Source organism: Streptococcus sp. ELY_137, from assembly GCF_058314515.1.
The window spans coordinates 43757-57196 of record NZ_JBZFUL010000003.1; the positions used below are offsets into that span (position 1 = coordinate 43757).

At 45.5% G+C, this 13440-nt stretch carries 5 protein-coding genes; 1 reads left to right on the forward strand and 4 read right to left on the reverse strand.

The annotated features are described in order from the left end of the window. Positions 1–258 precede the first annotated feature (258 nt). Positions 259–2385: an N-acetylmuramoyl-L-alanine amidase family protein gene (locus tag AC4HAO_RS03345; protein ID WP_491134582.1), complete on the forward strand. Its 2127-nt coding sequence runs from the start codon at positions 259–261 to the stop codon at positions 2383–2385. Positions 2386–2485: 100 nt separating this feature from the next. Here AC4HAO_RS03345 and AC4HAO_RS03350 read toward each other — a convergent pair whose 3' ends face one another. From AC4HAO_RS03350 to pheT, 4 genes are all read right to left on the reverse strand, one after another. Continuing rightward, positions 2486–5260, reverse strand: coding sequence for a cation-translocating P-type ATPase (locus AC4HAO_RS03350; protein WP_491134584.1), 2775 nt, complete (start codon positions 5258–5260; stop codon positions 2486–2488). 318 nt (positions 5261–5578) lie between these two features. After that, entirely contained in the window at positions 5579–5950 is a 372-nt protein-coding gene (locus AC4HAO_RS03355) for an OsmC family protein (protein WP_491093029.1), read from the reverse strand. 438 nt (positions 5951–6388) lie between these two features. Next, entirely contained in the window at positions 6389–10732 is a 4344-nt protein-coding gene (locus tag AC4HAO_RS03360) for a GbpC/Spa domain-containing protein (protein WP_491134586.1), read from the reverse strand. Positions 10733–10980: 248 nt separating this feature from the next. Further along, positions 10981–13386 (reverse strand): phenylalanine--tRNA ligase subunit beta, encoded by a 2406-nt coding sequence (pheT, locus tag AC4HAO_RS03365; RefSeq protein WP_491134588.1) that lies wholly within the window; start codon positions 13384–13386, stop codon positions 10981–10983. Positions 13387–13440: the final 54 nt, after the last annotated feature.

Consider the following 13440-nt stretch of genomic DNA (forward strand, 5'->3'; position numbering starts at 1 on the left):
CTTGTTCTCTCGTCGTTTTCCTATTACAAAAACCAGTATAGCAAAAAATTCAGACAATTTCAACACAAAAAATAGTTTTCTGACAATTTATTTTTATGCAACAATCAACTCTAACAATTAGCATTGTAAACGTTTCCATACAGTGATATAATAATTTTGAGAAAGCTTTAATATTTATAATCCAAGCTGCTGATGATTGGGCAGCTATAAGACAAGTCGTTAGAGCTTTTCTCTTCAGCCATTAGAAGGAGGCTAACTATGGAAATCAAACGACGCATTAAAATGCACAAGGTAAAAAAACACTGGGTAGCCATCGCAACCATGGTAGTGATGCTAACTGGTCTGGGAGCTGTGAGAGTCAGTGCAGATCAAACGACAGCTCCTGTAAGTGACTCTGTTCCAAGCAGTCAGACGAGCAACGCCAGTCCTGCTAAAGCAACTGAGACTGGTTTCATCACTGATGATAAAACCGCTGAAACGGTGACAGCTTTTGAAGCTAAGTCTCAGGTTCAAGAAGATGCTAAGAATACTGATTCAGAAGGTACTCAGTCGGCTTCTGCCGAGGGAGAGCAAGAACTAGATGACAAGAGGGCTGAACGTGGTACTGAAAGCTCTACGGTTGATGCTAATACTGGGGCGGCAGCTGTTTCAGACTCTAGCAGTTCTGGAATTTCAAAAGCAAATTCTGACACTGACATGCCTAAACATCAGGAAGGTCAAAACAGTTCTGGAATCGTCAGTGAGACCCACGCATTCAACCAAAACGCTCGAATGGACACTGAAAATATGGTTAGCGCTACACTTACTACCGCTGGCTGGCACAAAGGGGATACTGGTAAATTTTACAGTGACGGTAGCGGTCAAAATCTAACCGGTTTCCAGACGATTGATGGTAAGCTGTACTACTTCCAAGATAATGGCCAACTGGTTGAAAACCAATTTTTTACCCCCGATCATGAGGTTACTTGGTACTGTGCTGATGAAACTGGTCAACTTCTGACGGGGCTGAAAACTTTTCAAGGAAACACCTACTTCTTTAGGCCAGATGGTTCTCAGGTCAAGGGTGCATATGCCGAAGTTGATGGAAATTGGTATTATCTGGATAAGGATAACGGTCAGCCACTGAAATTTTGGCAGACTATTGACGGTACCCTGCGCTTCTTTGATGATGAAACTGGTATCCAAGCAAAGAATGGTATCTATACTATTGAAGGTCGTGTTTTACGCTTTGATGATAACGGCAATCCCTTCACAATGGATGGTCAAGTCTACACCCTGCCAAGCGGCCTCTACACCCACAAGGGCAAGACTTATTACCGCAACGAAGATGGCAGCAGGGCAAAGGGGTTTAAGACCATTGATGGTAAACTTTACTTCTTTGGTGATGACTATGCTCAAGTTACTGAAGGCTTCCGCAGGATAGACTACAAACTCTATCACTTTGGTTTTTATGACCACGAAGGTGATATTCTCAAAGGAAGCTATCTAAATGATGGCGACAAGTGGTACTACTTTGATAAAGACACCGGTCAAGCGCTGACTGGCTGGCAGACTATTGATGGTACCAAACGTTACTTTGATGATAACGGTGTCCAAGCTAAAAACATCGATAAGACAATTGACGGCCTGCTCTACCATTTTGACGATAACGGCAATCCATCTGGTAACCAAAACGAAGAACATCCTAGCATCACCGGCCATTTTGAAAGGTCTGGCAATGGCTACGGACACGTCTTCATTGATGATAAAACTGGCCAAAAGGTCAGCGGCGTTCAGTATATCAACGGTGAGGAATACCATTTTTCAAAAATCTATTATAATAATTTCCTCGTTAAAATTGGCAAAGATGGTAAGGCCTATGATTATCGAGGAGAACTGCTGACCCCTGGTCTTACATTAGACGATGTTTCAGCTAATGTTGATCCTATCTTAATCAATGATGACCATACGCTGGCGCGCAACAAACTTTATTGGGGTTCCATTAACTATCATCCACTGCGGCCCCACCTTGGCGATATTAAGACAGGTTACCTCTATTTTGACCAAGAGGGTTATGCCATTAGAGACAAGTTAATAACAGTTGACGGCAAGATCTACTACTTCAGTCAAGACGGTTTTGCCATTACCAACAGCAGCCAGACTATTGATGGTAAGACCTACTACTTTAATGAAGATGGTAACCCTATCACCAGCCAATATAAAGAAATAGGGGGCAATTGGTACTACTTTAATAAGGAAGGTCACATGTTAACCGGCTGGCAAACCATTGATAATACTCAGCGCTATTTTAATAAAGACGGCGTACAGGCTAAAGATGGAGATTACACTATTGATGGTATCCTCTATCACTTCGATGCCGATGGCAATCCCAGTCGCATAGGCTGAGTGTGACTAACTGACCTGCTTTCTTCCAACTTTAGATTATTTTGAAGAGACCCCAATTCCGAATGGAATCGGGGCCTCTTTTATGAGACGAACCGTCAAATTAAGTGTTATATTTTCGGCGTAGCCAAGCCTTTCTGGCTTCCTCAATCAGGAAGATTGGAATTGGGCAGAGAATAAGGATGCCCCACTCTAGTCTGTTAATGGGGGCTGTATTAAAGAGACCGTTGAGAAGAGGGACATAAGCCAGAAGGCAAAAAAGCATAATCTCCAGTGCCAGTCCAAGATTAATGGTACGGTTGGTGAAAAAACCCCGCTTAAAAATAGATTGGGTCTGTGTGCGACAGTTCATGACTTGAGCGATCTGGCTAAAAATAATCGCTCCTAAGGTCATTGTTGTAGCCTCACGATAGAGACTGCCACTGCTAGCTAGAGCGCTGCCCAGCTCTCCATGAAAGGCATAAACTGAGAAGAAAGCAGCCATAGCAACAAGGGCTTCCATACCACCGTACCAGATAAAAGACTTGATTAATATCTTGCGGTTGACCAGACGGTCAGACTTGGCACGCGGTGGCTGACTCATGATACCTTCCTCAGGCTGTTCAACACCTAAACCTAGAGCAGGCATCAGATCGCTTCCTAAGTCGATCGCTAAAATTTGCATAACCGTCAAAGGCAGAGGAACTAATCCCCTAGAAAAGAGAAAGACCGCCGACGGCACAGCTTCTGAAGTATTGCTGTTAAAGATATAGCTGAGGAATTTGCGCAGGTTATTGTAAATACTGCGACCTTCTTCAATAGCTTTAACAATAGAGGTAAAATGATCATCTGTCAAAATCATATCAGCAGCTTCCTTGGCGACATCGGTTCCTGTGATCCCCATTGCGACACCAATATCAGCCTTTTTCAGAGCAGGGGCATCATTGACCCCATCACCAGTTACAGCGACAACATGGCCAAGTGCCTGAAGATTGGTGACAATACGGAATTTTTGTTCCGGAGCAATCCGAGCAAAAATGACTTCATCCTTGAGGGCTTCTTGCAATTCCGCATCAGACATCTCTGTTAGGATACGGCCACTGATAACTCGTGGTTGTTCGGTTTTAACAATACCAATACTCTTAGCAATGCTGACAGCAGTCAGGTCGTAGTCCCCTGTCATCATGATAATCCGAATATCAGCTGCATGGCATTTAGCAACGGCTTCTTTGACGCCTTCGCGCGGTGGATCCTGCATCACTAACAAACCCATGAAGATCATGTTGCTTTCTGCGGTTTTTATCGTAGCGGCCTCAATCTTGTCTTCGTTATCGTAGAGCCGGCAGGCCAGCGCCAAAACCCTGAGCCCTCGTTGGGCATAGGCATCATTGGCTCGTAAAATTGCCGCTTTTTCACTGTCACTGAGGCTTCTGATGCGGCCATTCTCACGAATATAGGGACTGAGCTCCAGAATTTCCTTAGGCGCGCCCTTGGTAAAAGACGCTGTCGATTTACCTTCAATCGCTTGCGCTAGATGATTGAAGGTTGTCATGCGCTTGCGATCAGAATCAAAAGGCAGCTCTTTTAGTCGGTAATTGTCTCTCTCATTATCAGACAAATCAATCCCAGCCTTCTGAGCGGCTACTTCTAAGCAGGCCTCAGTCGGATCGCCCAGCACGGTGTAATTGGGATTATCGCTACTTGGATTGCTGATTTTAGCATTGCTGCAGAGAGTCGCCCCTCGCAGAATCCAGTTGAGATCGGTATCCTGTGCTGCTGCGACCTCTTGACCGTGTAAAAGCACCTGCCCTACTGGCGCATAGCCCAAACCAGTCAGCTTGTATTCCTTTTTGAGGGTCCAAACATTGTGGACAGTCATTTCATTTTTGGTTAAAGTTCCTGTTTTGTCCGAACAGATAACAGTGGTCTCACCCAAGGTCTCTACCGATGCTAATTTTTTAACAAGGGCATTTTCCTTAGCCATGCGCTGAACAGCCATAGCTAAAGACAGTGTAATCGTCGGCAGCAAACCCTCTGGGATAAAGGCTACAACCATCCCCAGTGAAAAGATAAAGGCTCTAGCAATCGGCTCCTTGACAAAGAAAACTGAGGCAATAAAGAAGAAAATTCCAACGCTCATCGCAATAAGAGAAATCTGCTTGGTCAGACGATCAACGTCTTTTTGCAGCGGGCTTTTATCATCGGCAACATCCTGAGTTAAATGAGCAATCTTGCCAAACTCTGTCTGCATACCAATCTGAGTGACTAAAACTCGGGCAGAGCCATTGGAAACCGTCGTCCCCGCAAAGACTAAATTATCAGCTTCCAGTGCTGTAACATCACTATCTGTTACTGTTTTATCATGCTTGCGGACAGGGTTAGACTCACCAGTCAAGGCAGATTGATTAACCTGCAAGTCTGTCGCCATAAGAATCCGAGCATCGGCTGAAATTTTATCACCTTCCTCAATAAGGAGGACATCACCAGGCACTAAATCCTCTGCTAAAATCTTTTGCTCAATGCCGTCGCGAACAACGCGAGCATAGGAAGGTAGCAAGTTTTTCAAGGCTTCAGTTGCCTTCTGAGCGCGATTCTCCTGAATAAAACTAAAAATACCATTGATGACATTGACCAACCAGATGGCAATTCCTAGCTCAATAGTCCCTGTCAATATAGCCACCAGTCCGCCCGTCCAGAGTAAGAGGGCCATCAGACTGGTAAAATTCTTTAGAAAACGCAATAGTTTGGATTCTTGCTTGGCTTCTGCCAGAAGGTTCTTGCCAAACTGCTCCTGCCGTCGGTGAACTTCTTCACTGTGCAAACCAGTCTGTCTCGTATTAAGCTGGTCGTATAGTTCCTGTGATGACAGTGCTTGATAGCGAACTGTTTCATCAATCATGTAACCGCCTTCTTTCTATTTACACCTACATTTTAACACCACTAGAAAAAAAGAAAAGCAAAAAGTTTGAAAGAAGAAATCTAAGTTTTCATTGCTAGCCAATCCCAATTTATCCCTTGGCTACAGTTGGACGATCCGCCCATCGGATCCCATCAGCACTGGTCTAGAATCACCCTTGCGTGTATAGGTGAAACTCTACATCCTGAACTGATTCAATAATCAAAGCAGGCTGAAAAATCTCTAGCTAGACTTTGGGAGCCAAAACGACAGGAACGAACTGGTCTTTGATTAATAAGACCACCTAGAACATGCGGTAATCTAGGAGGAAAAAGTAAACTCTAAGGCTATATTCTCCCGCAGTAGCTTGCTCACCCGACATTTTTCATTGATATAAGCTACAATATCCGAGTGATCCTGATCTGTTAAATTCCTATCAATATCAAGCTCTAAGGCAAAGCGGCCAGCATCATAATCGAGATCAGACTTTACCCTAATCGGAAGACTATCAATATTTTCATAACGTTTAAAGTATCCCTGAATGCACATGGTGACACAGGAGGCAAGGGCTACATTGAGCAGACTGACTGGTGTTTCTCCATCATTGACCCCACCAAACAATTCAACAGATTGACCATAACCTGCAGACTGACTGTGATAAAGACGGTCACCCAAAATTTCCGTATGATACATACTATCACCTCTTAAATTTTTTCTCATTGTAACATCTTTAGCTAGTTTTCACGACAAATTGGTTTCACTATATTTAGTATTTTAATACCAAATATGTCTCCCACTGACCTAGCGCAAGTCCTAAATTGTTGTCAATACAGATTAGGCACAAAATACTAGCCTAGAGAAGACCCAGCCTAGGCAGCCTGGATTTTTTTTAATCATTGCCATCTGACTGCCTTTTTACTATTAGCATAAAGTAGTTTGGAAGGCTGAAATTCTTGCAATAGGAGAATTAGAATTTAAACCCTTTCAGATATTAATTAATATAAAGGATCCTCTGCAGTTGGTGAAGAAACTCCTTCATAATAAGAAGAAACAAAAAGACTGATCTCTCACTTAGAGGAGAATCAGTCTTTTTAGCTATTGCTTATCAGCTATTAAATCTGCTAGGCAATCTCAATCTTCTTTGCGCTTATAAGAAGCCATGAGAGTTGCTAGTGTAAAGGCTATAATACCAACACCAAAGGCTGCCACACCATAGCTAGTGGTTTCACCAGTTTCTGGTAATGTCCCAACTGGTGTTTGTGAAGCAGGTGGTTGCGGTGTACTATGTACAGGCACAGGCGTAAATGGTGCTGGATCCTTAGGTAGATCAGTCGTTGGAATACCTGGCTTTGGTTTTTCAACAACTTCAACAATATAGTTCTTATGCCATCTTACAGTTGGAACCTTTGGCTCGGTTGGCGGTGTTGGTTCTGCTGGAACTTCGACATTGATTGTTGTTGGCGGCGTCGGCGCTGTCGGTGGGGTCGGCGCATCCGGTTCCGTCGGCTCGTCTGGAACTTCAACGATGACCTTAGTCGGCGGCGTTGGCGCTGTCGGCGGGGTCGGCGCATCCGGTTCCGTCGGCTTTTCTGGAACTTCAATGATGGTCTTGCGCGGCGGCGTTGGCGCTGTCGGCGGGGTCGGCGCATCCGGTTCCGTCGGCTCGTCTGGAACTTCAACGATGACCTTAGTCGGCGGCGTTGGCGCTGTCGGCGGGGTCGGCGCATCCGGTTCCGTCGGCTCGTCTGGAACTTCAACGATGACCTTAGTCGGCGGCGTTGGCGCCGTCGGCGGTGTTGGCGCGTCCGGTTCCGTCGGCTCGTCTGGAACTTCAACGATGACCTTAGTCGGCGGCGTTGGCGCTGTCGGTGGGGTCGGCGCATCCGGTTCCGTCGGCTCGTCTGGAACTTCAACGATGACCTTAGTCGGCGGCGTTGGCGCCGTCGGTGGGGTCGGCGCATCCGGTTCCGTCGGCTCATCTGGAACTTCAACGATGACCTTAGTCGGCGGCGTTGGCGCTGTCGGCGGCGTTGGCGCGTCCGGTTCCGTCGGCTCGTCTGGTACTTCAACGATGACCTTAGTCGGTGGGGTTGGCGCTGTCGGCGGCGTTGGCTTGGTTGGCACTTTTGGCTCTTCACCTGGATTTTTAGGGAATCCAACATTTGAGTTAATGGCAAACCAATAAACTGTTGGGGCACCATCCGCATTAGCCCCCTGAGCAGTGAAAACCAAGTGACCGTCGGTCATACGAACACCTGCACCACCATAGTAAAGATAAGGGGAGTCAGGGTCATCCCATCCACGCAGTGTTGGTGTTGTCTCACCATTGAAAACTGCGCCATTTTCAATATACTGATTCTCGTTTTCAGAAGTTACTTGCTTCGTGTTTGGATCGTAAGTAACACTTGAATTAGGAATTGCTACAAAACCTTTATTACCAATGTCAACAAACTCTTGGTGCTCTGTTGATTGGAATTTTCTTTTAGGGGTAAACGTAATAACACCGGTTGTCTGATCAACGACATAGGTTCCGAGAATATCATCTTTCCCATCAAATCTATATTCATCAGTACCAGTTGAATGACCGTTGCCACCACCTGAGGCATATACAGCGTTACCGAATATGGTCGTTTCTTTTTCTACAATCCAACTATGACCATTCCAGCTAGCCTTCTGAGCGATAATTCTAAGAGGATTGTCCTGCGAAACCTCGACAGTCTTGCCAGCAAAATCAGCACGGCCTGATTTGACAACAACCCCTCCATTTTCCATACTTGGAGAGCTGCCGTCAGCGTAGGGATCCCAAGTACCACGGACCATATTGCCATTAACATCTTTGGCTTCAACAGTTAAAGCACGAGGTTTATCACCACTATCAATATAAGCAGCTCCCTTCCAGTGGTTAAGAGAGTTCAATGCAATGATAGCTTTACGCTGTGATAGGTCATACATCTTGCCATCTTTATCGTAGAATTCAATATCAACGGCTACTTTGACTGGCTCTTGCGTATCTGATGATGCCCCAACCGTTAGCGTAACCGTGGGGTCAGCATCAACCTTGGCGATTCCCTTCTTATCGTAAGAAGGCAAGTTCACGATTTCGTAGCGGTAAATAACTCTGCTGATATCGCGTTGAACACCTTCAACCAGCATTTTAGATTGTGAAAGCCCATCATAGGTGACAGAGAACTTATCACCTACCTTGATTTGAATCCATTCAGATTCTTTATCAGAGTAAGGACTTTCTGAAACAACTTCACCATCTGCCAATTCATTAGATTGGTACTGCTCAACCCCACCCTTAGAGGCCAGACGTTCTTGAGCAGCCTTAGTCAGATAACTACTAATGCCTTCAATCTTATGTGTTGCAGTTGGTTCACGCAAGAATGTCAATTCCTGTGCAGCAGCTTCAGCTGATAATCCTTGGTCAGCTAAGAATTTATCATAAGCCTCTTTGGCGTTTTCGTACTGTTTCAGAGCAGTTTCGTACTCTAAGAGTTTTGTATTGTAATCAGCAAGATCCTTGTCATATTGCTCTTTATCAACCTGATATTGAGCCAATTCCTGCTGATACTTGGCCTCGTTCTCCGCATTGATGCGGTCGGCTTCCGCCTTCTCAGCGACCTTGCTATCATAGTTAGCTTTATCAGCGTCGTACTTGGCCTTATCTTGGTCGTACCTAGCTTTATCGGCATCATACTGGGCTTTAGCTGTATTATATGCCGCTAACGCTTCTTGATACTTGGCCTCGTTTTCCGCATTGATGCGGTCGGCTTCCGCCTTCTCGGCGACCTTGCTATCGTAGTTAGCCTTATCAGCGTCGTACTTGGCCTTATCTGTATCGTACTTAGCTTTATCGGCATCATACTGGGCTTTAGCTGTATTATATGCCGCTAACGCTTCTTGATACTTGGCCTCGTTTTCCGCATTGATGCGGTCGGCTTCTGCCTTCTCGGCGACCTTGCTATCGTAGTTAGCCTTATCAGCGTCGTACTTGGCCTTATCTGTATCGTACCTAGCTTTATCGGCATCATACTGGGCTTTAGCTGTATTATATGCCGCTAACGCTTCTTGATACTTGGCCTCGTTCTCCGCATTGATGCGGTCGGCTTCCGCCTTCTCGGCGACCTTGCTATCATAGTTAGCTTTATCAGCGTCGTACTTGGCCTTATCTTGGTCGTACTTAGCTTTATCGGCATCATACTGGGCTTTAGCTGTATTATATGCCGCTAACGCTTCTTGATACTTGGCCTCATTTTCCGCATTGATGCGGTCGGCTTCTGCCTTCTCGGCGACCTTGCTATCGTAGTTAGCCTTATCAGCGTCGTACTTGGCCTTATCTGTATCGTACTTAGCTTTATCGGCATCATACTGGGCTTTAGCTGTATTATATGCCGCTAACGCTTCTTGATACTTGGCCTCGTTTTCCGAATTGATGCGGTCGGCTTCCGCCTTCTCGGCGACCTTGCTATCGTAGTTAGCCTTATCAGCGTCGTACTTGGCCTTATCTGTATCGTACTTAGCTTTATCGGCATCATACTGGGCTTTAGCTGTATTATATGCCGCTAACGCTTCTTGATACTTGGCCTCGTTCTCCGCATTGATGCGGTCGGCTTCCGCCTTCTCGGCGACCTTGCTATCGTAGTCAGCTTTATCAGCGTCGTACTTGGCCTTATCTTGGTCGTACTTAGCTTTATCGGCATCATACTGGGCTTTAGCTGTATTATATGCCGCTAACGCTTCTTGATACTTGGCCTCGTTCTCCGCATTGATGCGGTCGGCTTCCGCCTTCTCGGCGACCTTGCTATCGTAGTTAGCCTTATCTGTATCGTATTTTTTCTTATCAGCATTATACTGAGCGAGCGCGGCTTCATAATCTGCTTGCGCTTGCTTATAAACAGCCATCGCTTGTTCATAGGCAGCCTTATTCTGAGCATTGATTTGATCAGCCTTTTCCTTCTCAGCAGTCTTATTGTCAAATTCTAATTTAGCCTTGTTGTAATTCTCAACAGCAGCTTGGTACTGGGCTCTAGCAACTTGGTAATCATTCAGTGTTTGATTGATTTCTTGAGTTTGAACATTGTTGTCAGCAACTGCTGCCTCTACTGACGGCTGAAGCTGGGGCGGGGTTTCTTCAACTTGGATACCCTGCTCTTGAGCAGCTGCTTTAGCCTTCTCCAAGCCAGATGAGGTCACCTCTGAAGTTGTCGTAACGGTAGTACCGTTGTCATCTACACCAACAACACGAGTTTGAATGGAGTCTGTTTCGGAAACTCCTTCATTGGTTGCTGGAACCGCTGGTTGATCAGCTGTACTGCTCCCATCATCAACAGCTGACGGGGCTGCTGCCCCCAAATTAGCGTCCTCTGCTTTTACTTGTACTCCTCCTGCAGCCAGTAAAGCTGTACCCAGCAGGACAGACGCTGCCCCAAAGCTATACTTTCTGATGGAGAAGCGCTGTGAACGTTTTCCCATTTCAATCTTCCTCCCAATAAAGATAGTTTAAATTAGTATTTGTTTTTGCAAACACTCTTTTATATTCTAGCAAATTTTCTATTAATTACAATACTTTTGTCCTCAAATGTTGTTTTTTCAGTGCCTTTCATCGTTTTTGAAAGTTCTAAAATGAAGTTAGACACAAATCTCAACTCTCCAAATTTCTGAATACATTGAAAGCGGCCCTAGCAAACAAGTGCTAGAGCTGCTTTTAGATTATTTAGCAATCAACGAATTTCCGCATTAACATTTTCCGTCAGTGATTTGGTAATTTTCTCCATATACTTAGCAACTTCCTCATCTGTTAAATTATCCTTTGGATTTTGGAAAGTTAAACTATAGGCCATTGACTTCTTACCTTGACCAAGATTAGCACCTGCGTAGACATCAAAGAGTCTAATATCACTCAGGCGTTTAACCCCTGCTGCTACAATTGCTTGTACAATGGTCTTGTGACTGATAGATTGATCAACCAGAAGGGCGATATCGCGCGACACTGCAGGGAATTTGGTGATATCTATAAAGGCTGCAGCTGGTTGTAAGGCAGCTGCCACTGCTGTCAGGTTTAACTCGGCAACATAGGTTTCAGGAATGCTATAGGCCTTAGCCACCTCAGGGTGAACCTGTCCAACAAAACCAACCACATGGCCATCCAGCGAAACAGTAGCTGTACGACCGGGATGCATGCTTGTTAAACTCTTATCAGCTGCAAACTCGACTGTCAGATCTAATTTATCAAAGAGAGCCTCAATAATTCCCTTAGCATGGAAGAAATCAACTGGAGTTGCCTCAGTTTGGAAATCCTTATCGGCGACTAGGCCAGTCATCGCAAAGGCAAAGGTTTCCAACTCACGAGGCAGGTCTTCTTTTGGATTGCCTTCTTGTTCAAAAATTTTACCAATTTCGTAAATAGCAACATCGCTGTTCTTACGAGCTACATTATAAGCCACAGTATCCAGCATCCCAGAGATGATGTTTTGGCGGAGAGCAGAGCGCTCAAGGCTCATTGGCCACATCAACTCCGTTACTTGGCTTGGTGCCATTGTAAATTCGGTTGCCTTCTCAGGCGTGGTCAGAGCATAGGAAATAATCTCTGATAGACCAGCGCCTTCGGCAAGAGTGCGAACCTTACGACGCAGTTTTTGCATCGCTGTCAGTTCACCAGCCGTTCCAGACGCTTCTGGCAAGGTCGTCGGCAATTTATCATAGCCATAGATACGGGCAATTTCTTCAACCAAGTCTGCCTGAATAGCGATATCCCAGCGACGACGGGGCACAGAAACAGTAAAGGCCTCGCTGCTGCCAGCGACAGGAAATCCGAGTCGAGTGAAGATAGCCTCAATGTCTGCGTAGGTTAACTGAGTTCCCAGACGAACATTGACATATTCAAGACTAGTGGAGACTTCTACTGGGTTTGTTGGCAAGCTGCCTGCTGAGACACTTCCAGATAGGACACTGCCCCCAGCTAATTCCTGCAGCATAGCTGCCGCAAAATCAAGCGCCTCTGAAACGGTATCATAGTTGATTCCTTTTTCAAAACGTGAAGAACTTTCTGAACGGAGGTTGAGGCGGCTACTGGTTTTACGAATTGTTTGGCCATCAAAAACCGCGGCTTCCAGTACTACCTTCTTAGAGTCAGCAGATATCTCTGTAGACTGTCCGCCCATGACACCGGCTAAGGCTACTGGCTTATCGGCAACGGTGATGACTAGATCTTTCTGCGTCAGGTCGCGCTCTTCACCATCAAGGGTAAGCAGACTTTCACCTGCACGCGCTGAGCGAGCGACAATCTTTTTATCTTCAAACTTATCATAGTCGAAAGCATGCATGGGTTGACCGAAATACAGCAGAACATAGTTGGTCACGTCAACCACGTTATTGATAGGACGAATCCCTGCATTCATGAGCAAGTTTTGCAGCCACTGAGGACTCGGTGCTACGGTAACATTATCCACCAGACGGGCTTGATAAGTTAATACCTTATCTGACTCGATAGCCACCGATAAGTGTTCAGCAACTGGCTGGCCATTTTCGCTGAGCTGCTTTTCAGGAAAATGGACAGTTTTGTCATAGATGGCAGCTACTTCATAGGCAACACCGCGCATCGATAAAGCATCAGCACGATTAGGAGTAATCGCCAACTCAATGATTTCATCATCCAAATCAAGATAAGGAAAGATGCTGTCGCCAGGGACAGCTGATTCAGGCAAGATTTGGATCCCATCGGAAAATTCTTTAGGGATAATACTGTCTGACAAGCCCAGTTCCTGCAGGGAACAGATCATTCCCAGCGATTCCAGACCGCGGATTTTCCCTTTTTTGATTTTATAATTATCAGCGATACGGGCGCCCGGTAAGGCGACAATAACCTTGACTCCAGCCTTGATGTTTGGAGCACCGCAGACAATCTGACGCGGTTCTTCCTCACCAGTATCCACTTGACAAAGATGAAGGTGAGTATCCGGAACATCTTCACAGGATAAAACATCTCCCACTACAAGTTTCGATAAACCCTCAGCTGGTATTTCCACACCTTCTACTTCGATACCTGTTGTCGACATCTTTTCAGCAAGTTCAGCCGTTGTTACATCAACATCAACTAACTCTTTTAACCACTTATATGATACAAGCATATTACTACCAACGGATATCTTTAAAAACAGTTGGAAACAGAAACCCTATCATAT